The sequence below is a fragment of the Deltaproteobacteria bacterium genome (assembly GCA_016874735.1).
GTDB lineage: Bacteria > Bdellovibrionota_B > Oligoflexia > Oligoflexales > CAIYRB01 > CAIYRB01.
In genome coordinates this window covers 87,535-112,300 of record VGTI01000006.1, presented here as the reverse complement: position 1 = coordinate 112,300, position 24,766 = coordinate 87,535, and the positions used below count along the sequence as shown (strand labels likewise).

The following is a 24,766-nucleotide window of genomic DNA, read 5'->3' as shown; positions in this document are numbered from 1 at the left end:
TTTTTCTTGAGGCAACTGAGATGGCAGGACTATTTCACACACTCACGGTTGGATCGGAAGCCCTGCTGACGACCCGTCAGGGTGTTGATACGGCTGGCCATAACATCGCTAACGCCCAAGTCGAAGGTTACTCGCGGCAGACGGTCAACATCCGTCAGAACGATCCTCTTGAGACTCACGGTGTGCTCATCGGCAACGGCGCCTCGATTGCCAGTGTAACCAGGTCCCACGATCAGTTTGTCGAGAATCAGCTCAATGCTACCCATCAGGACTCCGGTCGAGCTGCCGCACGAGCTGACGCCCTAAAGACCATAGAGCGCGTGTTTAGCCCACTCTTAAATGCGAGTGTATCGGACGAAGTAACCAAGTTTTTTAATACCATCCAAAATCTCTCGAACTTCCCCACCGACGAAACGATCAGGACCACCGTAGTCGAAGCCGGACGCGACGTGTCTACGGCCTTTCGTCGCGTTGACACGGATCTGCGCGACAATCGCACTATTATCAACGACAGGATTTTCGATCTCGTCACTAATGTGAACGATCAGCTACAGGAAATTGCCAAGCTCAACGTGAAGATCCAGACATCAGAGACGGGCATGGGTACCTTTGCCAACGATTTGCGTGATCAGCGCGAAAGGCTATTGCGTGAAGTTTCCAAGCAGGTCGAGATTAAATATTACGAAGACCAATACGGTATGCTCTGTGTACGCGGGCCAGATCAAGTGACCTTAGTCGAGCGCAATAACGCAGCTAAGTTTGGCGTCCAGAGAAATTTTGATAACGATAGCTTGTTTGACGTCACCATCACCGACTGGGACGACCATACTACTCGGAATGTGACGCGCCGCATGGATGGTGGTGCACTTGAGGCGTTCATTCGGATTCGCGACGATGATATTCCGACGCTGCTCGAGAAAAATAATGAGATGGCTTACCGTTTTGCTCATGAGGTTAACGGCGTGCATCGCAGTGGTTTCGGTATTGGGGAATTTTCGGAGAGCACAGGTCGCGATTTTTTCAAAATTACTGATTCCATCGATAACGCCGCAGCATCGATTGATATTGAAGATATCATTGCCGCATCGACGCATTCCATCGCGGCGGCATCGACCGCGCTGGCTCCTGGCGATAACGTCAATCTAAATGCGATTATTAAGCTCAAAGATGCGCGGATATTTACGAAAGACGGCGTTAACCTCGTTGAATTCTACGCTCAATATACTGCCAACTTAGGTATGGAGACCCAGCGCGCCGATCATGCCAAACAGTCCGCCGACATTTTGGTTGAGGACTTAGTTAAACGACGCGAATCAATTTCGGGGGTGTCGCTCGACGAAGAAGCCACGAATATGATGAAGTGGCAAGCGAACTTTACCGCGTCGTCTAAGGTCATCACGACGATAGATGAGATGTTGGATACAGTTCTAAGTATGAAGCGGTGAGTGAATAGTTTATGAGAATTTCCGAGCGACTTCGTTACGAAACGGTCTCCAATCGCATTAATAATGCGAGAGATCAAAATTCGCAGGCCATGGAAGAGCTTGCGTCGCAACGTCGCGTCGAGAAACTGTCAGATGATCCCATCGGTGCTAGCCAGATTATTCGCTACCGCGACAATATCGATACCCTGCGCCAACTCCAGACCAATATCGAGTATTCCAAAGGCTTTTTGGAACGCAGTGAGGAGGCCCTGCAGGCCATCAACAATAACCTCATCCGCGCCAAAGAGCTGGCTGTAGCCATGTCCAACGACACTTACGACCAAAACAGTCGCAGCGCGACGGCACGCGAAATCCGAGAAATTCTCGACGAGGTGATTCAGCTCGGTAACACCACATTCAACGGACGCTTCGTCTTCGGCGGGTTTCGCAATCAAACCCCGACCCTGAGCCTAGAGGGCGATTTCATGGGTGACGATGGCATTGTGCACCTTGAGGTGTCGCCCGGCAATTTTCGCCCGGTCAGCCTCAACGGTCGGGATGTCTTCGAAGCCAATCCTGATGAAGTGGCCCGTGGCCACTTCAACATGATCACGGCGCTCAATCTGCTTCACGACGGCATGATGAATAACGACAAAGATCAGATGCACAAGGCCATGTACGAGGTCGAATTTCAACTCGACAAAACTAGCTCGGGCCTGGCGACCTTGGGTGCTATGTCTAATGCACTGCGAGAGACTGGCAACCGGCTCAGTGGCGATGAGATCGTCCTCCGTGAGCAGTTATCGAAGGCGCAAGATGCCGATATCTATCACTCAACCTCGGAATTCAAACGGACTGAGGCCGTACTTCAGGGCACGCTCATGGCATCGACCAAGCTCTTGCAGCCATCGCTTTTGAACTTCCTACAATAAACAAGAAAGCTTTAGTGCCACATGGCCTGTTACCGCTGCATGCTAGTAATGCAGCAAATAATCGGAGATAATAGGGTATCCCAAGACAATCAGACGAGCGCTCGGCGCTTTCGGCCTTGCTGGAACCAGGGAGGGTTCTACCGTGCTTGTACTCACACGAAAAGTTGGCGAAGGGATCGCCATCGGTGACGATGTGAAGATCGTCGTTATGCAGATTAAGGGTAAGCAGGTCCGTCTCGGGATCAAGGCTGCTCCGACCACGACGGTCCATCGGGAAGAGATCTACCAAAAGATCCTGGATGAGAATCGTGCAGCCTCGCGCCCCGATCCGGTCAATGTCGGTCAGGCCCAGGGTATTCTCGGATCCGACACGCGTCCTGCTGGTCAGGCACCGCTCAGGAAGTACCTTAAGCCCCCAAAAGGGCCGGGATCGGAGTAGCTATTGCTTGCTGTAAACAAAATGGTTTATCATGAAAGGTAGTACACCCTGCCAGATTCAATTAGTTGCCGTGAGCGGGCGAGCAGCTCAAGCAGCGTATCCGCGATCCATGGGAGGCGGTCTTGATCAAGGTTAAAACAACAAGATTCGGTGAGATCGAAGTCAAAAGCGAGGATCTTATCGAACTTCCAGCTGGCCTGATCGGCTTTCCGGAGCTCAAGCGCTACGTGTTGCTTGATCACGATAAAGATTCTCCGTTCAAATGGCTGCAGTCACTAGATGACGGCGCTATTGCATTCGTCCTGATCAATCCCCTACTTTTCAAGCCGGACTATGTCGTCGAGGTGACGGAAGCCGAGGTCCTCGACTTGGATCTCAAGGCTGAAGAAGACGCCGTCATTTCGGTGATCATCACGATCCCTACCAATCCTCAGAACATGACCGCCAACCTCAAGGCCCCTTTGGTATTCAACCTCCAGAATCGTCGCGGCAAGCAGTTGGTGCTGAGTCACTCGGCTTACACCACCCGTCACAACATCATGGAAGAAATCAAGAAGCAGTCGGCAGCCACGGGCGCCTCCGCTGTCCAGGAAGCGATCGAAAAAGCGAAGGCTACCCAGACCAGCGAAGTTGCAGAGGCGGCTAAGGTCGGCGGTAAGTAAACGTCTAGGATCAGAGACGCGTGCCACTGGCCCAGTCTACGCGGTGACCTACCTGGGTCGATACCCAGGTCAGGTACAGGCGTTCGATGTGCCTAAATACCGAGCTCTCGCGGGCCGAGTGCATCTTGTGCTTATCAATCGCTGCGACGGGCACTAGGCCGCGCACAGTCGAGCACAGGAAGGCTTCGTCAAACCGCGGCAACTCATCAGCGAAGACCATTTGCTCGTGCACCGGGATGCCGGCCTGGCGCATGAGGTCGATCAAGGTCGCCCGGGTGATGCCCAGCAAGATCCCACTTTGGGCTGGCGGGGTGACAAAATGCACCTGATCGCCTTGGCGCGAGAGGAAAAAGATATTAGCGGTGGCGGCCTCAGTCACCTCGCCCTCAGCATTGGTCCACAGGATCTCGTCAAATCCCTCTTTCTGAGCCTTCGCCACCCCGAGGACGCTGGTCAGGTAGTTACCGGTTTTAGGCGCAGCCCCCCTCGTGGCACCTGCCTTGATCATGCGCTTCAGGCTCAGGCCCTCCTGGTAGACCTTTGGAGCCTCCTGATTGGCCGGTAGGCAATAGACAAACTTGTTGGGGCGTCCACCCGCGGGCAGCTTGAGGCTGAGTCCCGTGCCTCGGGTCACCGCGAGGCGGATGTACTTCTTAGCGGCTGGTACTTGCCTCACGAGCTCTGCCAGCTCAAACGATAGCTCAGCATCGCTCCAGGGGATTTCAAACTCCAAAGCCGCGGCCGATGAGCGCAACCGGGCGAGGTGAGGTTCGAGGTCAAGGATCGTCTCACCAAAGGCCACGAGCACCTCGAAGACGCCGTCGCCATAAAGGAGGCCTCGGTCGAGGGCAGGGACGACTGCAGCTTCGGGAGTGCTGACGGTTCCGTTGATTGCCACTAAGCCAGTCATAAAACCTCACAAATACCTGATTAGGTTGATGAAAACGGGCTTTTTTGAATTTTAAGCTATTTTATGATAATAGGCACGTCGCTTTATTAAAGTAAAACGATGGAGTCTATCACCTCATGGAAGCTGTAACCCAACCCGTCCGTAAGGTCCACCTGATCTCGCTAGGCTGCGCCCGTAATCGCGTCGACTCCGAGGTGATGTTGGGCACGATGCTCGGAACCGGATGGCAGTCGACTGAGGAGCCTAAGGCCGCCGATGCTATCATCATCAACACCTGCGGGTTTATTGCTGCCGCTAAAGAAGAGAGCATCGACACCATCTTGAAAGCTGCGGAGCTCAAGAGTGACAAGCCCGATCTCAAAGTGGTCGTGACTGGGTGCTTGACGCAGCGCTATAAAACACAACTCGCCAAAGGTCTGCCCGAGGTAGACCTTTTCATCGGCACCGACGAGTTTACGAAGATTGGTAAACTGCTGGACGATCCCTCGTCGCAGGGTACGGTTCACGCGAAGCGCACGCACTATCTGTATAACGAGGATATGCCACGTGTGAACACTCTGGCTAAGCATTCAGCCTACGTGAAGGTGGCTGAGGGTTGTCAGCATAACTGCTCGTTCTGCATTATTCCGGCTATCCGTGGTCGCCTGCGCTCTCGTCCGATCAGCTCGGTTGTCAAAGAGGTGGAAAAGCTGGTCGAAGACGGCGTCATCGAGGTCAATTTGATTGCCCAGGATCTCGCCGCATTTGGGCGTGATCGTGGTACGGACGAGTTGTTGCCGCTGTTGCGCGCTTTAGTTGCTATTCCCGGTCTCCGGTGGATCCGGTGCCTTTATGTGTACCCTGAGTACATTAGTGACGAATTCCTCGACTTCTTCGCTAGTGAGCCAAAGATCGTCAAGTATCTGGACATCCCCGTTCAGCATGCTAGCGACAACGTTTTGAAACGGATGAACCGCGACGTTAATCGGCAGCAGCTGCGCGAGATCCTGGCGCGCGTGCGCGAGCGTGTTCCCGGTGTGGCGATCCGCACTTCCGTCATGGTCGGATTTCCGGGTGAAACCGAAGCCGACTTTGATGAGCTGCTCGCATTTGTGTCTGAGCAGAAGTTTCGCCACTTGGGATGTTTTGCTTACTCCCAAGAAGAGGGCACAGTCGCTGGTCGCATGAGCGACCAGGTACCAGACGACGTCAAGCAGGCTAGACTTGCTGCCGTCATGGCGGCGCAAAAAGATATTTCCGAAGACCTGCTTCGCAGCTACGCTGGTCAAGTATTGCCAGTTTTGGTTGAGGGACCAAGCGCAGATCACGAGTTAGTATGGCAAGGTAGATTGGCTATTCAGGCGCCTGAAGTAGATGGTCTGGTCTACATCGGAGACGGTCCCGTCAAAGCGGGCCAGATTCAGATGGTCAAGATAACGGAAACTCACGCCTACGACCTCGTCGGTGAAGTGGTGGGCGATCTGCAGTGATTGCGGCGTGACTCGGGGCGCCGGTTGGAAGTGGTAAAGGTGACGGCGACCATTACGCAAAAGACAATCGAACGCATCCGCAAGCTCCAGGATCATCACGGCACTCGTATTTCTTGGGTGCTGACGGGGCTCTCATTTTTGTGGGGGCTGGTCTCGGGGATTTTGCTTAAGCGGGACTATGAGCATTCGCGCGCGTTGCTGTCTTACCTTGGGCTGTTTGTGCTGATTTCGGTGATTTTTAGGGTGTTTGTCGCTTATGAGGCACGGCTTGCCGCGCGGGCTGAGGCGCCGCCCAAGGGTCTACGGGGGCTCCTCGTTAAAAAACCAGCCTTGGTCAGCGGTGTGGCAAACTTCGGCACCCAGTATGCTGCTCAATACATCACGATGTTTTGTATCCCCCTCCTATTTCTAGCTAGGGCTTGGTTTTCCCTCGGGCTCACAGTGGTGTTGGCGGCAATTAGTTTAGTCGATCCATGGTGGAATAAAGTTGCGAAGCTCTCCTGGTGTATGGCCATCATTCGTGCCTTTAGCGCTGTGATTGCCGTTGCCTTTGCCTTTCCCGTATTGATGCCAGAGAATCTCCAGTATTTTTATCCTGTGCTGGCAGCGACCGCCGTCGTGGCAACTTTGCCGTGGGATCTCGTTATGGGGTGGCACAGACGACGCTGGTACCATGCCGGGCCGCCTCTCTTAGCGGTAAGTTTAATTGTGGCAGAAACCATGATGCACAGTCGATTGCGGTTGCCTCTGCTTTCTATTTGGCTGAGAGATCAAGCTATCGGCGTGGAGATAAGTGCGTACAAATTGCGTGAAGCTTGGAATAGGGACGAAGATCATGCCAAGCTGATGACGGCGTGGGACGCAGGTCAGTCGATTTGCTGCTATACGCCCATAGTTTCGCCTAGTGGTGTGGCGGCTGTGGTGACGCACGAGTGGCTCATCAATGACCAAGTGGTAGACCGTATTGCGTTATCAGCTATACGCAGCCCAGAGCCGAATGCACAGGGTGTGAGACAGCACAATGAACGCGGCTTTCGTACCTATTCATGTAAAAAACACATGCTCAATCCCATGGCTGTGCGCGCCCTCACCTGCCGTGTGTACCTCGACGCCGATCTTTTCGTGGGCGAGACGCACGTGAGATTTAAGGATCCAGGATGAGGGAACGATTGAGGTTGGTCGCGTTTTTATGGTCGTTATTTGTGAGTGCAGTGGTCGGTGGCAAAGTTTATGCGCTTCCAGATTTCCCACTTCAATCTGGCGACGTCATCTTGCTATCTCTAGATTGCTACGTCTGCAAGGCTATTAGCCGGACGACCGATAGCCCTTTCAATCACTCGGGTTTAGTCCTCGATGTCGTACGTTCTGCTGAGGGCGCTAACTATCGCGACGCTTATGTGATGGTTGCTCAGGCCCTTGGCACCACAGACACTCTGTCTCTCCAGGAATTCCTGGGACAGGGGAGGAGTGGGCAACGCTATGCCATACTGCGGCCTAGAGAATTGCATCTCCTGAGTGCTGCCGATCCGCTGCGCTATCAAGATTTGATGCAAAAGATGCAGAGCTACTTCGATAAAAAGATGCGTGGCCGTGCGTTTGATGACGCTTATCTGTGGGACAATGTAGCTACGGACGGACTTGAGCTACTGTATTGTTCGGAGATGATTCAGAAGACGCTGAATCATATTTTGCGCGAGCCTATACCACCAGTGAGCATGGACTACCGTAAGATGTGGGATTTTTGGTCCGACTATTTTGACGGGCATGTCCCACAGGGTGAGCCTGGTAACTCACCTGCGTCGCTAGCAGCGAGTCCAATGATGATGATCCTTCAAGAAGGCATTGTGCCCTAAACATAGGGTTTTTAGTCTGTGTTTGGGCAGCAAGCCTTGGCGTCTCATGCTATCATGTAGCGTAAAATCGGATTAAGGAGCCTCAGCTTGAACTCCAGCTCAACTCCAGTGCGGTGGTACGGTCTAGATCTGATTCGTCTTGTTTGCTTTCTCTGCATCATGTTGTTTCATTTCGGGCTTTTTTATTTTGGCGATCCTGAGCCCCCGCATTATGTTGATGAGAGCCGGATTATTTGGGTTGTGATTTGGTTACTGCGTGTTGGTGCTCAGAGCGGTTTCATCATCGCTTTCCTCTCCACATTGCTCCTGTCATTAAACAAAAAAGCGGGATCTGGGCGGTGGAAGCTTTTTGGCGTTTTGGCCCTGGGATGGTTAGTGCTGAGCCTGCAAATGCACAGTCCCTGGGGCATTTCCTGGGATGTTTTTGGACTTATTTTTGCGGGCATTAGTACGGTGATGGCTGCTGAAGCTGCTTTAGGTACTGGAGCGGTGCGCATCTTGGGCGTCCTGGGATATCTCATGCTGTGGTTGCCATTTTGGCAACTGGCTCCGTATCTGCATGCTGACTACGCAAGCCCCGTCCAGGAGGCTTTGAAAAACATCGTCGGTGTTGCTAGCTGCGACATGCGTGAGGTATCCGAATGGCCGCTCCTTCCGTGGACTGGTCTCGTCTGGTTTGGCTATTGGATGGGGGCTGAGATCCGGAGGCTTCGTGACGCTGGGCAAATGGCGTCGTTATGCGTAAACCGTCAGGAGGCTGTCGCCTGGACTGTGATCCTGGTAGCTACGGTGCCTCAATTAGGGGCCTATTTTCACATCAGAGGTGGCCCCTACTTCAGCTGCGACGCCTATCGGCAGGCACCGGTCATTTTTTGGAGCCATTTCGTTTGGCCCCTCTTCTTGATCCGCTGTTCTTTTGATCCACGCGTGCAGGCGCGGCTATCGCTTCAAGGTTGGGTGCGGCGTGTGAGTGACCTGGCAATCTCGCGCAAGTTTTGGCTGGCCTACCTACTCCAGTATGTCAGCGGTACAGCTATAGCTTATGCGCTAAACTATTGGGAAATGGTTGATCCAGGTAGTCTGGCCGTTTGGGAGTTGCCGCTACTCGAGTTTTTGTGCCTGACCATACTCTTTCAAACTGAACTGATGACGGCTAGGGCCGACAAGCTGATCCGCGCCGTTTCCAAGTGGCGTGTCCAGCGGCATCGAGGAGCTTCTGCGGTGCCCATCGTTCTCCCGGTTGAAGGTGGCACTCTATGAATAAACAGAATGTGCTGGTTGGCTTGATATTGTCGTTTGTTGTGAACTACGTCGGATGGACTTATGCCATCATGCCGGTGCGTCGCCTGAGGTTATCACGCCAGTTTCAAATCGCCTCAGAGATGGCTAGGCCCGCCCGCGACCGCGCCATTATCAGATATAAACTTAAGCACGGCATCTTCAAGCCACGGCCAAAAGTGTTGACGCTGAAGATCTGGGAATGGGTCTACAAGATCGTTGTTTACAGTGTTGCGCCGGGCCTGTTTATCGCGGTCTTGCTCAGGCGCAAGACTTTTTTGACCCTACCTCAAGGTAAGCCGGTACTGATCCTGACCAGTCTGGGGCTCACCAGCGACATCTGTAATTTGTGGTGGATCACACCTGCGACGTATTTTTATTTGGCGGCGATCGCTTTCGTCGTCAAATCAGATCCTGCTGCCTACCCGGATCCATCCAGCGCCACGCTTCTGGATAAAGCGCGCCACTGGATGGATCACCGGGTCGAGCAGGGCGTGAAGAAAAAACGGCGTAAACCCAAGAGCTAGCTTGAGCTCACTAACTCAGGCTCACTTTTCGAGCAAGGCCTTGAACTTCTGGGTAAACACTGGCACCGCTTGGAAGAGGTCGGCGACGATCCCGTAGTTGGCAACCTTAAAGATTGGCGCTTCAGGATCGGTATTGACTGCGACGATGACTTTAGAGGTGCGCATGCCAGCCATGTGCTGAATGGACCCGCTGATGCCGCACGCGATGTAAACATTCGGGTTAACCGTCTTACCGGTCTGACCGACCTGCATATCGTGGCTTGCATAACCAGAGTCCACTGCCGCTCGTGAAGCACCGACGGTTGCATGGATGACGTCAGCAAGTTCGTTCAAAATCTTGAAGTTGTCGGAGCTGCCCATAGCGCGACCACCCGATACGATCAGTGGTGCCTCGGTCAAGTCGGGTCGCTCGCTAGCACCCTTGCGGACTTCCAACGTTTTGATGCGGCTATCAGCGGGAGCTGCAACGTCGAGTTTGGATAGCGCCGCGTTACCGGTGCCTTTATTTTCGGCTTTGAAGGTGTTGGGACGTACCGATACGAATTGGACAGGCGCGTTTTGGGTCTCGACTTTAGCCAGCACTTTACCGGCGTACATCGGTTTGACACCCTGTAGATTGCTCCCAGCTAACTCAACTGCGGTGACATCCGTCAGAATGCCGCCGTCGAAGCGCGCTGCCAACCTTGGGAATAAATCCCGTGTCATTGGTGCAGCCAGTCCGACGACGACCTTGGCACCGTGAGCCTTGATGGCAGCCTCAACTGCTGCCGCGTAAGCGACAGGATTGTAGAGATCAAAAGCCGCCTGATCTACGACGTAGACCGTGTCTGCACCGTAGCCCTTGAGCGAACCGGCGATGCCTTCAACTCCCTTACCAACGACCACAGCGGCTAGATCTGCAGTGCTGCCAGCCAGACGGGCACCGACACTGAGAGCTTCCAACGCCGAAGATTTACTCTTACCGCCACGTTGTTCTACGAATACTAAAACTTTCATGTGTGTCCCCCTTAGATCACTTTGGCTTCTTCACGCAGCAGCTTCACAACCTTGTCCACCATGACGGCAACGTCTTCGCCTTTGAAGACCTTGCCCGCCGGCTTCTCGGGTGGCGGCGTGAAACCACGGACGACAGCTTTGGGAGCGGCCTTCAGCGCGGCAGCATCAACGCCGTAGTCGCTCGGTTTCTTAGTGTCGAGGGGCTTCTTTTTCGCTTTCATGATCCCTGGAAGAGAAGCGTAGCGAGGCGTATTGAGCGCTTTCTGCGCGCCGATCACTGCCGGTAACTCTAATTCGTATACCTCAACCTGACCGCCTTCCACCTCGCGTTCAGCCACCGCTGTCTTGCCGTTTAGTGTGAGTTTGGTCACCACATTGACATGAGGCCATTTAAGCAACTCTGCCAACATCACGCCGACATGCATGTTGTCGTCGTCGATAGCCTGTTTGCCGACCAGGACTAAATCTGGATTTTCCGCTTTGACAGCGGCCGCCAGGATCTTGGCCACGCTCAAGGAATCTAAGCCGTCTAGGCCGTCGGCGCTGACCAAAAGGCCGCGGTCACCACCCATGGCCAACCCCTTGACGATCAGCTCCTTAGCTGAATCACCGGCAAAGCTAGCGATCACGACTTCGCCGCTGCCCGCCTTCTCTTTAATTTTGAGCGCCTCTTCAATCGCAAACTCATCGTAAGGATTGATGATGTACTTGAGGGCAGCTGTCTCAATCTTGCTGCCATCGGCGCTGATCTGGATCTTGGACTCGGTGTCTGGAGTCTGCTTCAGTAATACGAGGATCTTCAAGAGCTCTACCTCCGTCTAATTGCGTCGGAAACCTTACCACCCGCGACGACTTTCGTCACGGCGGTATATCGTCAGAAATTGGTCGTTATGGTTTCAGTGGCTCGAGGCCAAAATCTGCATGGCAGCTTTAACCCCGTCGCCCAAATCGAGGTGGAAACCCTCCTCGCGCAGGGCAAATTCCAGAGCAGCGACGCCATCGATTAAATCGAAGCGACTGACAAAGCCTAAGTGCGAAAAGCGCACAATCTTACCCTTGAGTTCGTCCTGCCCCCCGGCGAAGAACATGCCAAAGCGCTGCCGAAGACGCTTGAGTAAGCGCTGGCCATCGACGCCGTCCGGCACCGTGATGGAGGTCAGAGTGTTGGACGGTGCGCTCACCGCAAACAACTCGAGTCCCATCGCCGTAGTGGCTGCGCGAGCTGCCCTAGCTAACGTGGCATGGTGAGCAAGGACGCGGTCTATCCCAACCTCGTGGATCTCTTGGAGGGCCGCGTCCAGAGCAAATACCAGACTTGCGGCCGGTGTCCAGGCTGAACGCCCCTCGGCCTGGCCCTTGCGCTCCTTCTCTAAGTCAAAATAAAAACGCGGACGCTGCGAAAGTTGACCCCAGGCGCGTTCGGATAGAGCGGCGAAGGCCAATCCAGGAGGGAGTCCAAAGCCTTTTTGGCTGCCCGACACAACAGCGTCGATAGCCCATTCGTCCATCTTCATCGGGTGCGCAATAAGCGATGAGATCGCATCGACGCAAATCAGACCCTTGAACGACTGACGTAGCTCCTTCACTAAAGAGTCAATTTTATAGTAAGCGCCTGTTGAGGTCTCATTAGCCTGCAGGAAGATAGCCTTGGTGTTGGTCTGCCGTGACACCGCCGCCAGTATAGCCTGCGCCGTTGGTGCCTGACCCCACGGTACTGCCACCACTTCGGTGGAACACTTAAAGGCCTTGGCCAATTTTTCCCACCGCTCGCCAAATTTACCGCCGTTAATGACGACCACCTCGTCACCAACATCGGTCAAACTGACGAGCACCGACTCCATGGCTCCTGAGCCAGACGCTGTGAGAATCAGCGGCAAGGTCGTCGTACCAAATATGGGCGCTAGCCTATCAGTGCACCGCCGGAACACCTTATAGAACTCATCGCTGCGATGGTAGATGGAGGTCTCAGACATTGCTTGCGCGACTGATTTTGGCACTGGCGTAGGACCAGGGCAAAAGAGCCGGTCAAGCGTGAATAAGTCGCGTTGGAACATAACGTGCACCCATCCTCAAGATCACCTCGACGATAGCATACGAGTCTCGCTGTGCCACTGGAATCTCACGCGACTCAAAGGACGCCACTTCGACTAGCACGGATTGAGGTCGAAGCTGTAGCGGCTGCAGGCACGACAATACTACTACCTGGCTTCAGTCTGTTGGCCGCGACCTCGGGGTTAAGTTCCATGAGTTGGCGGACTTCGATGCCGTACTTGTGAGCAATTTGACTGAATGTATCGCCGCTACGTACCGTGTGTACACCGAGTCCTTGGACGCTCGCCTCGGCCAGGCGGGGAGCGAGCTGCTGATAACGGTCCAGATAATTTGAGCTGAGCCGTAACACATAACCGCCGTGGGCGGGTGGAGTCATGTTGCGTAGGAGCTCGGGGTTCCAGCTGCGTAACGTTTTGAGCGACACTCCGAGTCGCCCTGCGAGCTCGTCTAGCCGTACCGGTTTCTTGATGATTACGGTAGCGTCTGCGACTTCGGGAGCTTCGGTCGCCTGCACATTAAACCCGTGCGCTTCCGGATCAGCTGCGAGGAGCACCGCGGCCAATACCTTGGGGACATACTCTTTAGTTTCCTTGGCGAGGTCTCTTGTTTCACACAGTTTCCAGAAGTCGCTGCTACCACTCAGCCGCATGGCCCGCCGGACACGTCCAGGGCCGGCGTTATAAGCGGCCATAGCCAAATACCAGTCACCAAGGTCGCTATAGAGCTCTTTGAGGTAGCGAGCTGCAGCGACAGTGGATTTCAACGGGTCACGGCGCTCGTCCACCCAGTGGTTGATCTTGAGACCGTAGAGCTTGGCCGTCCCACGCATGAATTGCCAAGTGCCCATAGCGCGCGCCCTACTGTTGGCGCTATTGCTAAGTCCAGACTCGATCATAGCCAGGTAAAAGAATTCCATCGGTACGCCGCTATCTTGCAGAATCGGCTGCACAAGTGGCTTTATGGATTCCCCACGGACCAGCCAGCGCATAAACATACCGCGGCCAGAGGTCTTGAAGTAGTGGATCCAAAAATCTACCTTGTCGTTCACGACTATGGGTATGGCACCCATATACGGTGAGGTAGGACCCACCATGACCGAATGAGCATAGGCAAGTGCCGCAAAGCGAGAGTGGTTGCGGTAGTAGCGCAGATCATCGTGCCGTCTGCGACGACTGCGCGCTGATCGGCGCGGCGACGAACTTTTAGGGGCGGCCGTAAGTGTGGGCTTGCCGTCGTTATCTGAGCGGTAGCGATCCATGAGGTACTGGGCATAGATATCATCCGAGCAGAAGCCGTCCTCAAGTTCATCGACCTCAGCCACTTCCTCAGCCACTTCGAGGTCGGCGTCTGCCGGTTCGGCCGCGCCCATGGACTCTTCTTCAGCCTCCTCGTCATCCGGGGCTTCTAGGTCGGCAAAGTCTTCGTGATCTTGGTCATCCGTGGGTGTCGCCAATGACTGCGCGAACGTGTCCACGGCAGACTCCGTCGCACTACCCGCGGCGGCTTCGTCACTGGCATCGTCGCTCTCTGCAGCAAAAGCGGCGTGCTCAATGAGAGCATAAGATGCTGGCGGACCGACAAAGTCGGGATCGGTCGCAAGGGAGGCACATCCACTCAACTCCATCAGAGCAAATAGGCCGTAGGGATAAACGATGTTGCGCCAAGCCATCAAGCTTTGGTGATCCTTCATCGGATGGAGGGTAAAAGGGGAAGAATTGCGGTGCTTAGAATCTAAGCGTACCGTGTCTTTGACCCTCGCGACAAGGCCCCGAGTATAGCCAGGGGTGGCAAAAAGTACAGGTTTTTCCCCCCAATTTAATACTTATAACTGTAATATCAATATATTGGAGGTTGTTTTTTAAAGTCCGTTCAAGACGTAGCGGAACGACCCTGTGACCACGAGTCGGTTCTTACCTATACCGTTTGGCAGAGGGGAAAAGGGGGAGGCTAGCTTGATGGCCTGGATGATGGCTTGGTCCAGAAGAGCGAACCCGGAAGATCGGAGCAACTTCACGTGGCTCACGTGACCGTCTTTGGCGATGACGAACTCTAGACCGACTTCCCCCTGTTCGCCCTTACGGGCGGCATCCATGGGGTAGTTCCAGACCAGCTCAATCGCTTTGCGCATACTCGTAAAATAGCCAATGTAACGATATTCAGAGGTGTTGATATCGATACGCTCACCCTCAGCAATGCGCTCATCGACATAGTCTTGAAAGCCGGCATTCATCTGGCCGGCAAGATCGGCTGGTCCGCTGGGTAGTAAGGCCTCATAGGCGTTACGAGGCTTGCGACGATAGCTCCCCACTGCCAGTGAGCCGAGTTGAGGTTGGATCTGACTCGTACTTGGGTCTTGGGCTGTCTGCGGTTTCTCGTTCGGCGTGGGCTCGTGCGGTGTCTCTTTGGATTTAGGGGAGCCCGCATCGGGCCTGCCTTTATTGCCGGCATCGGCCGCTCGCTCACGCTTGAGCTTCGTGTTGACGCGGGTCTCCTTTAGCGTCTGATGATTCGTCGACCCTAGGTAGGAGGACTGTGTGGGGGGCGCCGTTGGGGTTTGCGGTGTCTCCAAAATCGGCTTCGTCGGCTCGGTGTCAGGTGCCGTTTTGGTGCGGCGCCGCGGTTTCTCAACCACCCGGATCTTGACGGAGCTGGACGGGGCGGATGCCACGCGTGGGCGCGAACGACCATGTCCTCCAAGCTTGATGACGGACAGCAGGTGGATCAGCAGCGAGATCAGCAGGATCGCAAGTAGCACCAGCCAATAGTTACGGCGGCCGTGGCCGGCGGCTAGGCCCTTACCGTTTTCTCGTTGCAATGTCAGGGGACTCTTCATGTACCGATCTGGTTATTGAGTGGATCAGATCCTGATTACCTGTTACGCCTTTACGTAGGTTACCGTCAGGTGTCCCCGAGTGCTAGGATCAGTGAGCACTATTCAGTCGATGTTATCGGAAGGCAGTTGGCCTTTTGAAGTCCAGTCGTCTCATAGGAGTCGTGGTCATGCCGCGCAGAACCCAGCTGCTAACCATGTTAATGTGTATTTTAGCAGTAATCACGAGTGCTTGCTCCGAAAAGGAATTCGATCCTAACGATCCGCAAAAATCGTTCGGCATTGCCAAGGAGCCTTACGATGACGAGAACTTCGAGATAGCGGTCCAGCGCCTCGGAGAATTCAAGGCGCGATTTCCCTACAGTAAATTTGCCACTGAGGCGGAGCTCCTGATCGCTAACGCTCAATTTGAACTCGGTCACTACACCGAGGCGGCTCTCGATTATGAGCAGTTCGTTAAGTTGCACCCTCATCATCCGCAGGTAGATTTTGCCTACTTCCGGATCGGCGAGAGTTACTGGGAAGACGCGCCTAGTGAGATCGACCGTGAACAGGAGTTTACGCAAAAGGCGATCTCCGAGTGGGAAGAGCTGATCGCACGGATGCCCGACAGCAATTACGCCAAGAAGGCACGTGACCTTGTGGCTAAAGGTAAAAGGCGTATCGCTGAGAGTATTCTGTTTGTCGCGCGATTTTACTGCAAACAGGAGATTTATCACGCCTGCGCCTTTGTCAGTGTGCAGCTGGCAGATGAATTCGGCGAATACGGGGACTTGCGGGTTGAGGCTCTGACCCTGGCGATCAAGGCCCTTGATCAAGTGGCTCTGGCCAAGACTAAGGCGCCCGATAGCGACAAAAATCTTTATTTCAAATCGATGACAGCTGCCGAAATCAGGGCGCGGTCTGATAACTTTAAGCGCCTACTCGCCGACTATAAGACGAGCCTAGGTAAAAGTAAGTAAACTCCTAATCACCGTGACTCTGGACGAGCCTCACACCGATTTGGCCAAAGACGAGTTCGATCTGCTGCTCTTCGGCTAGTAACCGCGACTCAATGGTGATGGTATCGCGGATGCCAGATGACTTGGCCCCTGGCACTTGTGTAGTCATCGTTGCCGTGTTGCGTTTCGGCGAAAAGGTGAACGTGCAAAATGCATTGCGCTGGCCGCCTAGAGGGATGGCAAAGCCATCAGTGCCAGTGAGGTTACCGTTCAGGTCGTCCATGTCGTAGGCGGTGGTCCCTGCGGGTAACTTAATCTTGGTGTAAATCACATATTCCTGACGCGGCTCTGGGTTTTCGGGTTCGGCCCAGACCGTAAAGCTGCCTTTAGATACTGCAGATTTCGGTACCTGTACGTCGCCCGCAAATGTCGTCGCCTTGCCCGTGAGGCCGCTGCCGCCAGAGCTACCGCCGGAGCAGGAGACACTCAAAACTGCAATCCCGATGGGGACTACCCAATTGGCAATCGATCGCCATAAAGTCATTGTGATTCCTCTAGTCCAGCTCTGAAGCATTTGCATGGTTATCGGTAAAATCGCCCGTTTACTTGAGCACTTTTCGTTAAATCCCCAGAAAGCCACCAAATTTAAGGTCTTGTATGCGACCTCCGACTCGTTTAGAACCTCGGCAGCTCAACTGTTACGTGGTTTATGTGGCCACTGGTGTCGTTCGGAGTGAAGTATGTTTAAGCTCTCGTTTTCATTTGTTTTGTTCTTCTTGGCGGCGGCATTCTTTTTCGGTGTCGATCAGACGGCCGAGGCGGCAACCTTGCGCAATACCGGCGTACTGGTCTGCAGCCTTGCTCTATTCATTGCAAACCTGCGCACCAAGGTCGAAGGAGCAATCCCCGACTCCGCACCTGCGAAACCTGACATTCAGTCGACGCCCCGCGGCGCTGCAGAGGCCACTCCGAAGGATGGCAGCGAGAAGCAGGCTGTCATTAATTTCATGAGTATGCTGCAGCAAAAGGGCCGGTTACTTGATTTCCTCATGGATGACGTCAGTAAGTACAGCGACACGCAGGTCGCTGCGGCGGCGCGTGTAGTCCACCAGGGGTGTAGCGGCGTGTTGCGCGATTATTTTGACATAAAGCCCGTCACTTCTAGCCGCGAGGGCAGCGCCCTAACGTTAGACAGAGACTTCGATGCTCACAGCTACCGCTTGCTGGGACGCGTAGTCGGCGAGCCGCCATTTAGTGGCAAATTGTTGCACAAAGGCTGGCTAACGACTGACGTCAAGTTGCCGGAGCAAGTCAGTACGGTTGCCAGCTCGCAAGCGCTGCATGGTGGTCACATCATTGCACCGGCCGAGGTCGAACTCAATTAGTCGTGGAGAACTTGAGCGTGTCTGAGCAGACAACCCCCTACGTTATTGGTATCGATCTAGGTACGACAAATTCCGCGCTCAGTTTTATGCGTGTCGCGGGCGTCGATGGTCAATCGGCTCAGTCAACCGATTTGACGCAGTTGATGGCCTTGCATGTTCTGCAAGTGGCCCAGCAGACGGCGCCCGATCAAGTATCGAAGCGTCAGACTCTCCCCTCGTTCTATTATATTCCCCACAGCGCTGAAGCGCGGCCACCGTTGCCTTGGGACATCGGAGCCAGTGGGGCCAGTGATAAGTCGGCGATTGTCGGTGACTATGCGCGCCATCGTGCCGCTGAAGCACCCGACCGCGTTGTCGTCTCGGCTAAATCATGGCTTTGTGCGAGTCACGTAGGCCGGCAGGATGCGATCCTACCGTGGCGATCAGAAATTACTGCGGGCAAGGTCTCGCCTCTAGATGCATCGGTAGCTTATCTCAAGCATCTCGGCGCCGCCTTCACTCATGATCGTCGTATGGTCGGCGAATCAGTTGACTTAGCAAGCGGCACGGTGGTGCTCACGGTGCCAGCTTCGTTTGATGATACGGCTCGTGCGCTCACTCACAAAGCGGCCGCTCAGGCGGGATTTGGTGAACCCATTCTGCTGGAAGAACCTCTGGCAGCACTTTATGCCTGGCTTGGTGCGCACGAAAAAACTTGGCGCGAGTATATCGCGCCAGGAGACATGATCCTCGTTTGTGATGTCGGTGGTGGCACTTGTGACTTCAGCTTAATAGCTGTTGACGAGAGTGGTGGTGATCTAGAGTTAAGCCGCATCAGCGTTGGTGACCACCTGTTACTCGGTGGTGACAACATGGATTTGGCTCTGGCGCATCTCGTGAAGACTAAATTCAAAAATGACGGTCACGAGCTCGATCATTGGCAGTTTCTGTCATTAGTAGCAGCAGCGCGGACTGCTAAAGAGCGCCTCTTGGCGGACGAGCTCTTGGCGGTAGTGCCTATAGCGGTTGCAGGGCGTGGATCGAGTTTGTTTGCGACGAGTTTGACGACGGAGCTCAGTCGCTCTGAGGTGGAGTCGCTGATCGTCGAGGGTTTCTTACCGCAAGTTGATCTGGCGAGCATGCCGCCGAAACGGCGGGGGAGCGGTATTCAGACGGCCGGTTTGCCGTACGAGTCTGACCCAGCGATTACCCGGCATATGGCGAGATTTTTGCAGAAAGCAGCGCAGAACGTCGCGGCTAATCCGCAGCTTACCAAATTTGCTGACAAGATCCGCGGTGATTTCCTAGCGCCGCGACTGGTGCTTTTTAACGGCGGTGTCTTTAAATCACAAGCCTTGCGTCAGCGGCTAGTGGATGTGTTGCAGAGTTGGTGCGACCTGACTGTGCGTGAGCTTGACGCCAGCGACCTTGAGTTGGCCGTTGCGCTCGGTGCAACTTACTATGGGCGACTACGGGCCACTGGCAAGGGGATACGCGTTCAAAGTGGGACGGCTAGGTCCTATTATCTAGGGCTCGAGGATGCCGCACCTGCAGTCCCCGGACTTGCACCGGAGATTAGAGGACTCTGCATCGTCGCCCAAGGCACCGACGAAGGTAGCCAAGTGGCTATCGGCGATCAGCAGTTTGGCCTTGTGGTTGGGGAGCCTGTGGATTTTAGGCTGTATTCATCGACGGTACGGTCTGGAGACCGGCCTGGTGGTATCATTGCGGACGCCGCGCGTCAGCTTGACGAGGGAGGGCTCCTCAGTCTGGAGTTGCCCGCTAGCGCAGGCGAAGCCGGTAAGATCGTACCGGTAAACGTCGACTCACATATCACCGAGACCGGACTATTGCAGATTTACATGAAGGATGTCGCTAGCGACCGGAAGTGGCATCTGGAATTTAATCTGCGAGCGCATGAGTATTGAGCCTAAAATGTCTAGTTGCCGCTACGCTATCGGTATTGACCTAGGGACCACCAATTGCTCCTTGGCTTATGTTGATCTCGACGACGCAAGTGCCCAACCGCGGGTATTTGCCATCCCGCAGTGGGAGCAGGTGGGCACGTCCGTCGCTGATGCGAGTCTGCCGTCGTTTTACTATGTGCCGCTCAAAAGCGAATGGAAGCGCGGGCAATTAAACCTGCCGCACCATCCTGAAGAAAAAGTTACCGAGTTTGCCATCGGTAGGCTGGCACGTTGGCAAAGCAGTCGCACGCCAGGTCGCGTGATTCACCAAGCTAAATCCTGGCTCTGCCACGACGGGGTGGACCGGGAGGAGCGCATCCTGCCGTGGCAGGTGGGAGAGCTTATCGGTGACGAAAGACGATCGCCGGTGGAAGTTGCGGCGGCTTTTCTGACACATCTTCGGGAAGCCTGGGATTACACCTTGGCTGCAGCTGACGCACGTCAGGCCTTTTGTAAACAAAATATTGTAATCACTGTGCCTGCATCGTTCGATGAAGTGGCGCAGCGATTAACGCTCCGGGCTGCAGATTTAGCCGGTTATCCGATGGACCGCGTGAGACTTCTAGAAGAGCCTCAAGCGGCCTTTTATGATTGGCTAGCTACCGACGAGGGCACTGCTCTTGAGGGACAGGTCCTGATCTGCGACGTCGGCGGGGGCACGACTGATTTTAGTCTTTTTACGGTCGATAGAGATCGGCAAATCACCCGCGTTGCTGTCGGCGACCATCTCCTTTTAGGTGGTGATAATATCGACCTTGCCATCGCTCGGAGTCTTGAGCAAAAAATTGTGCCTGATGGGGACAGGTTATCCTCGCGTGCTTGGACTGAGCTTGTTTTTGCCGCCCGCCTTTTGAAAGAAGAGGCTCTAAAAGAAGATATAGCGCACGTCACCGACGGAGCTGACGGCGATGCACCATCGCGTAGCGACCTACTGTCCGTCTCCATCGCTGGTGATGGCGCCAGCCTCATGGCTAGTGCTAGGACCGCCACGATAAGTCGGGACGAAGTACTGGCGATTGTGCGCAGCGGATTTTTTCCTCGGGTAGCTGCTACAGCAAAGCCGCAAACCCAGCGTCTCGGATTTACCTCTCTTGGTTTGCGTTACGCTGTAGATACCGCTGTCACGAAGCACCTTGCAGCTTTTCTTGAGGGGCGCCGTGTCGATGCCGTGCTTTTCAATGGCGGCACGTTGGCGCCGTTAGCATTGCAGCGAGAGATCATAACGCAAATTGCCGCGTGGCAGGGCGGGGTCCCACCGCGCCAACTAAATAACAAAGAGATGCATCTATCCGTAGCTTTAGGAGCTGCGCGTTACAGCGTCATGCAAGTGCAGCGCAGCGCCTTGATCAAGGGGGGGTATGCGCGGTCAGTTTATGTTGAAGTAGATACTGGGACGCAGGGAACGCATGGCCCAGAGCCACGAATGAGCGCGCGTCGAGTCATGTGTATCGTGCCTCAGGGCTATGACGGTACACATGATCTAACGTTGACGGCGATGGGACTCAAGGTAAGAGCCGATCAGCCCGTGCGGTTTCAGCTTTATACATCGACGCGTACGCGTCGTGCGGAGGACCGTGTAGGCGAGGTGCTGACGCTTGACCATGAGGAATTTAGACCTCTGCCGCCACTGACCACCAAGATAAATATCTCAGCGCAGCGCCACGATCTTCTGATCGATGTTTCGCTCGACGTCCGTGTGGCTGAAACGGGACTTTTGGCCCTCAAACTCGTAAGCTCTGATCCAATGCGCCCCGGATCTTGGCAACTCGACTTTAACCTGCGTGCACCCATGGTAGCGATCGACGATCCCGTTGACCTTGCAGAGGACACGACTGCCGTTGGTCTAGACGAAACTAAACTGAAACATGCGAACCAACTCATAGACGTTCTATTCGGTAAGAAAAAAATATTAGACCGATCCAGCACCCCAAGAACTTTAATTCGTGACCTCGAGTCCACCTTAGATTTGCCGCGTGAGCAGTGGTCGACCGAGCAATTGCGTGCCCTCTGGCCGCAACTCGCCGACGGGATGACAAGACGGAGTCGTTCGCCGGAGCATGAATCTCAGTGGCTAAGCTTGGCTGGTTATGCCTTACGACCTGGTTTTGGTCATGTGCATGATGAATGGCGTATGCAGGATTTGTGGCGGTCCTATGAGCAAGGACTTTTCTTTCCGAAGGATAAGCAGGTCGAAGATCAGTGGTGGATTATGTGGCGCCGCGTTGCTGGTGGGCTCAATAAGGTACAGCAATCGAAGCTCTGGGATCGCATCTATCCTGCGGTGCGTCGCGGTGATGCGGCACCTGAACTTTATCTTCTCGCCGGTTCTCTAGAGCGCATCGACATGCAGGAGAAGATCCGTCTCGGTAGTCAGTTGGTGCAGCAGCTTGCAGCTGGGCGCCGACAGCATGTGAATCAAAAGATGTGGGCGCTAGCCAGGCTTGCCAGTCGGGTGCCTCTTTATGGTGGGTCCCACCAAATTGTACGCCCAGAGCCGGTCGTTGCCTGGTTTGAAGAGCTGCAGGCACTGCGGTCTCATGACCCCGCCTATGCAAAACTGCCGCTTTTTTTGAGTCAGGCTGGGCGTATGATCGGTGATCGTGAGTACGATTTACCAGCCATTGTGCGACAGGCCTTCCTAAGCAAACTGAAAGAATGTAGGGCTGCGCCAGAGCAGGTGGCTGTAGTCGCGGCATTTGTCCCTGTCGACCATGGGGCACGCAGTCAGCTTTTTGGCGAGGCGCTACCTGTAGGCTTGGTGCTCAGCTGAGTGTCAAAAATCTTGACGGTGTGTGTAAGAGTCGGGCGATCCGATCTTCAGCCCTGCGTTCAATAGTCCTTGACGATTCGCGTACTTTCGTCCAAGGCTTCTGGTGCCACCGTGGTGCGGTTGGTGCTTGTGCACGTGTGGCCGAGAAATTGCATGGTTAAATCCATTGAGTGGGATTGATGTGGTCCATTGGGGAGACACTGTGATGAAAACGGGACTATTAGTTACGGTAGCTGTGTTAGCGTTGGTAAGCTGTGGTCGAGCGCCTCAGGGCGCGACAGTGAAAGCGGTCGCAGGTGCTGAGGCTTCTTTGCACGTCGAAAAATTCTCAGGCACCAACGAGCAAGGTGGTGGCTGCAGCGTAGCGATCAGCTACGACACTCAGGGTGAAGTCAAGGGTATAGTCCTGAACGGGACCTATACCGTTGATTATAAGATTCCAGCACCGCTATCGGGACTGTACGGCAAGTATTTTTATCCGGGCGCTTTTGATGCGGCTACATCCATTAAGTCCGGTGATTTAAAAATCAGTCATGCTTGGTTTGGCAGCGATGTGGTGCTAGAGGGCCATGGCAAACCGCTATTTTGGGACACCCCGGATACTCATCATAAGGTCACCATCAAGGGTGACAGTCTGACACCCGAAGCCGTGAGCTACTATACAATCCAACGCATCGCTGGCGTGGTGCCCTTTGTCGAGACCAGTTTAGAGTGCGCTAATCTCAGCAAGTAACTTGATGGCGCAGTTGTCCGTCTTACGGCCCGACCTGCTGACGTAGGCGATCTTCAAAAGCTGCGAGCGCTACCTTGGCACCATCGCCCATGGCGATGACGATTTGTTTGAACGGGATGGTCGTCACATCACCGGCAGCATAGACACCCCTGGCCGATGTACGTCCCTTCTCGTCGACAATGATTTCGCCGTACTTGTTGGTAGCGACCACGTCCTTAACGGGAGCGCTGTTAGGTAGCAGGCCGATTTGCACAAAGACGCCGTCCAGTCTCAGGTCGTGATGTTGTTGCGTCCTGAGGTCCGTGTAAGCCAGTTCCGTCACTCTCTGTCCGTCACCGATGATGCCAGTGGTTTTTGCGCTCGTAATTACCTGGGCATTAGGAAGGGACTTAAGTTTATCGATTAGGATCTGGTCGGCTTTGAGCGAGGCAGCATACTCGAGTAGCACTACTTCGTTGGCAATGCCAGCCAGGTCTATGGCGGCCTCAACCCCTGAGTTACCGCCACCGATGACGGCGACTTTTTTACCTCTGTAAAACGGGCCATCGCAGTGCGGGCAGAAGGCGACGCCTCGTCCCAGATACTCTTTTTCGCCCGGGACATTAAGCTCGCGCCATTTGGCCCCCGTAGCAACAATCAGCGCGTCGCATGTGAGTGATTCACCGCTGTCGAGTGTAAGCTCTCGCGTGGTAGCGGCCGTGATGCGACTGACGCGCCGATGTTCCAGGATCTGCACAGGATAGGAACGGAGATGCTGTTCAACCTGGGCAGAGAGTTGGGGGCCCTCGGTGTACAGGACCGAGATCATGTTCTCGATACCTTTGGTATCTTGCACCTGTCCACCCAGTCGTTCGGCTACCAAGATGGTTTTCAGCCCTTTGCGGGCGCTATAGATGGCAGCCGATGCCCCAGCGGGGCCGCCCCCAATGACGGCAACGTCATAGTGCCCCAGCGACTGGGCAGTGATGGGCATAGCGCTCGGAAACTGCGCTTCGAGTTTACTAAGGAGCTCGGCCAGGGAGGCCCGTCCGGAGTGTAGCAGCTCGTCACCAACATAGACCGCTGGGACACCTTGTATCCCACGGGCGCTAATCTCCTCCGGTACGACTCCCCCGTCAATCATCGTGTGGCTCAGTGCACCGTGTACCAAAGCGATACGATTTAGTGCCTGCACCACTTCGGGGCAGTTTTCGCAACTGAGAGAGACGTATGTCTTGATGGCAAGATCAGACCTAAGCCTCCTTATTCTCGCAGCGAGTCCGTCGTCGGGCATTTTGCCAACTCCTCCGGCGTTCAATACGGCTAAAACGAGCGAGGTGAATTCATGGCCGTTCGGAATGCCGCGGAAAGCGAGACGCGCCGCTTGGTCTTGGCGCCTTACGGTAAAGGTTGGGACGGCGGCGGTCTCTGATAACACTGTGACCTGTATCTGGCCCGACAGCGAAGCGATTTCGCCCAGTAGAGCGCGCAGCTCCCCTTGCTGCTCGTGGTCACTCGTCATCACGTCGATGATTACGGGAACCTGCAGTTGAGCCATGAGGGGTGTAAGCTGATCACGGATGGCGCTATCCAACATAAATCCTCCGGTCGGTCGTGTTTTAGGCGGACGTAGTGGGGGC

The 24,766-nt window shown here is 54.6% G+C and carries 22 protein-coding genes; 14 read left to right on the top strand and 8 right to left on the bottom strand.

Annotated elements, in window-relative coordinates; translation table 11 throughout:
• The first annotated feature begins 20 nt into the window (after positions 1 to 20).
• The 4 genes from flgK to FJ146_05915 all read left to right on the top strand — a co-directional run bounded on the left by flgK (position 21) and on the right by FJ146_05915 (position 3,457).
• Entirely contained in the window at positions 21 to 1,445 is a 1,425-nt protein-coding gene (gene flgK, locus FJ146_05930; protein MBM4251490.1) for a flagellar hook-associated protein FlgK, read from the top strand.
• Positions 1,446 to 1,456: 11 nt separating this feature from the next.
• Positions 1,457 to 2,356, top strand: a complete 900-nt coding sequence (flgL, locus tag FJ146_05925; protein ID MBM4251489.1) for a flagellar hook-associated protein 3 — start codon at positions 1,457 to 1,459, stop codon at positions 2,354 to 2,356.
• A gap of 142 nt (positions 2,357 to 2,498) precedes the next feature.
• The gene (csrA, locus tag FJ146_05920) at positions 2,499 to 2,795 is read left to right on the top strand and encodes a carbon storage regulator CsrA (GenBank protein MBM4251488.1); all 297 of its coding nucleotides are present in this window, start codon (positions 2,499 to 2,501) and stop codon (positions 2,793 to 2,795) included.
• A 125-nt stretch (positions 2,796 to 2,920) separates the two neighbouring features.
• The gene (locus FJ146_05915; protein ID MBM4251487.1) at positions 2,921 to 3,457 is read left to right on the top strand and encodes a flagellar assembly protein FliW; all 537 of its coding nucleotides are present in this window, start codon (positions 2,921 to 2,923) and stop codon (positions 3,455 to 3,457) included.
• A gap of 10 nt (positions 3,458 to 3,467) precedes the next feature.
• Here the strand turns inward: FJ146_05915 and FJ146_05910 are convergent, their stop codons facing one another.
• Positions 3,468 to 4,367 (bottom strand): hypothetical protein, encoded by a 900-nt coding sequence (locus FJ146_05910; protein ID MBM4251486.1) that lies wholly within the window; start codon positions 4,365 to 4,367, stop codon positions 3,468 to 3,470.
• Between the two features lie 116 nt (positions 4,368 to 4,483).
• Between FJ146_05910 and rimO the strand changes: the two genes are divergently transcribed.
• The 5 genes from rimO (at position 4,484) to FJ146_05885 (ending at position 9,494) form a co-directional block, all read left to right on the top strand.
• Positions 4,484 to 5,836 carry a 30S ribosomal protein S12 methylthiotransferase RimO gene (gene rimO / locus FJ146_05905; protein MBM4251485.1) on the top strand — a complete coding sequence of 451 codons (1,353 nt, stop codon included), beginning with the start codon at positions 4,484 to 4,486 and terminating at the stop codon, positions 5,834 to 5,836.
• 39 nt (positions 5,837 to 5,875) lie between these two features.
• Entirely contained in the window at positions 5,876 to 6,997 is a 1,122-nt protein-coding gene (locus FJ146_05900) for a hypothetical protein (protein ID MBM4251484.1), read from the top strand.
• Positions 6,994 to 7,689, top strand: a complete 696-nt coding sequence (locus tag FJ146_05895; GenBank protein MBM4251483.1) for a hypothetical protein — start codon at positions 6,994 to 6,996, stop codon at positions 7,687 to 7,689. Before FJ146_05900 ends, FJ146_05895 begins: the two co-directional genes overlap by 4 nt.
• Before the next feature lie 87 nt (positions 7,690 to 7,776).
• Positions 7,777 to 8,949 (top strand): hypothetical protein, encoded by a 1,173-nt coding sequence (locus FJ146_05890; GenBank protein ID MBM4251482.1) that lies wholly within the window; start codon positions 7,777 to 7,779, stop codon positions 8,947 to 8,949.
• Complete coding sequence (locus FJ146_05885; protein MBM4251481.1) at positions 8,946 to 9,494, top strand: hypothetical protein; 549 nt, start codon at positions 8,946 to 8,948, stop codon at positions 9,492 to 9,494. Before FJ146_05890 ends, FJ146_05885 begins: the two co-directional genes overlap by 4 nt.
• 21 nt (positions 9,495 to 9,515) lie before the next feature.
• Here FJ146_05885 and FJ146_05880 read toward each other — a convergent pair whose 3' ends face one another.
• The 5 genes from FJ146_05880 to FJ146_05860 form a co-directional block, all read right to left on the bottom strand.
• The gene (locus FJ146_05880; GenBank protein MBM4251480.1) at positions 9,516 to 10,490 is read right to left on the bottom strand and encodes an electron transfer flavoprotein subunit alpha/FixB family protein; all 975 of its coding nucleotides are present in this window, start codon (positions 10,488 to 10,490) and stop codon (positions 9,516 to 9,518) included.
• 11 nt (positions 10,491 to 10,501) lie between these two features.
• The gene (locus FJ146_05875; protein ID MBM4251479.1) at positions 10,502 to 11,293 is read right to left on the bottom strand and encodes an electron transfer flavoprotein subunit beta/FixA family protein; all 792 of its coding nucleotides are present in this window, start codon (positions 11,291 to 11,293) and stop codon (positions 10,502 to 10,504) included.
• 93 nt (positions 11,294 to 11,386) lie between these two features.
• A complete protein-coding gene (locus FJ146_05870) occupies positions 11,387 to 12,544 on the bottom strand; it encodes an alanine--glyoxylate aminotransferase family protein (GenBank protein ID MBM4251478.1) in 1,158 nt (385 codons plus the stop codon).
• A 74-nt stretch (positions 12,545 to 12,618) separates the two neighbouring features.
• Positions 12,619 to 14,232 (bottom strand): LysM peptidoglycan-binding domain-containing protein, encoded by a 1,614-nt coding sequence (locus tag FJ146_05865; GenBank protein ID MBM4251477.1) that lies wholly within the window; start codon positions 14,230 to 14,232, stop codon positions 12,619 to 12,621.
• Between the two features lie 168 nt (positions 14,233 to 14,400).
• Entirely contained in the window at positions 14,401 to 15,375 is a 975-nt protein-coding gene (locus FJ146_05860) for an energy transducer TonB (GenBank protein ID MBM4251476.1), read from the bottom strand.
• 167 nt (positions 15,376 to 15,542) lie between these two features.
• Here FJ146_05860 and bamD point away from each other — a divergent pair, with 167 nt between their 5' ends.
• The gene (gene bamD, locus FJ146_05855) at positions 15,543 to 16,334 is read left to right on the top strand and encodes an outer membrane protein assembly factor BamD (GenBank protein ID MBM4251475.1); all 792 of its coding nucleotides are present in this window, start codon (positions 15,543 to 15,545) and stop codon (positions 16,332 to 16,334) included.
• Positions 16,335 to 16,338: 4 nt separating this feature from the next.
• Here bamD and FJ146_05850 read toward each other — a convergent pair whose 3' ends face one another.
• Positions 16,339 to 16,857 (bottom strand): hypothetical protein, encoded by a 519-nt coding sequence (locus FJ146_05850; protein MBM4251474.1) that lies wholly within the window; start codon positions 16,855 to 16,857, stop codon positions 16,339 to 16,341.
• Between the two features lie 196 nt (positions 16,858 to 17,053).
• On the opposite strand from FJ146_05850, the gene FJ146_05845 reads away from it, so the two are divergent.
• The 4 genes from FJ146_05845 (at position 17,054) to FJ146_05830 (ending at position 23,147) form a co-directional block, all read left to right on the top strand.
• Complete coding sequence (locus tag FJ146_05845; protein ID MBM4251473.1) at positions 17,054 to 17,698, top strand: DUF2760 domain-containing protein; 645 nt, start codon at positions 17,054 to 17,056, stop codon at positions 17,696 to 17,698.
• A 17-nt stretch (positions 17,699 to 17,715) separates the two neighbouring features.
• The gene (locus FJ146_05840) at positions 17,716 to 19,605 is read left to right on the top strand and encodes an Hsp70 family protein (GenBank protein MBM4251472.1); all 1,890 of its coding nucleotides are present in this window, start codon (positions 17,716 to 17,718) and stop codon (positions 19,603 to 19,605) included.
• The gene (locus FJ146_05835; GenBank protein ID MBM4251471.1) at positions 19,547 to 22,414 is read left to right on the top strand and encodes a hypothetical protein; all 2,868 of its coding nucleotides are present in this window, start codon (positions 19,547 to 19,549) and stop codon (positions 22,412 to 22,414) included. Before FJ146_05840 ends, FJ146_05835 begins: the two co-directional genes overlap by 59 nt.
• Positions 22,415 to 22,619: 205 nt before the next feature.
• Complete coding sequence (locus tag FJ146_05830; protein MBM4251470.1) at positions 22,620 to 23,147, top strand: hypothetical protein; 528 nt, start codon at positions 22,620 to 22,622, stop codon at positions 23,145 to 23,147.
• Positions 23,148 to 23,169: 22 nt separating this feature from the next.
• Here FJ146_05830 and ahpF read toward each other — a convergent pair whose 3' ends face one another.
• Positions 23,170 to 24,723 carry an alkyl hydroperoxide reductase subunit F gene (gene ahpF / locus FJ146_05825; protein ID MBM4251469.1) on the bottom strand — a complete coding sequence of 518 codons (1,554 nt, stop codon included), beginning with the start codon at positions 24,721 to 24,723 and terminating at the stop codon, positions 23,170 to 23,172.
• Between the last annotated feature and the right edge of the window lie 43 nt (positions 24,724 to 24,766).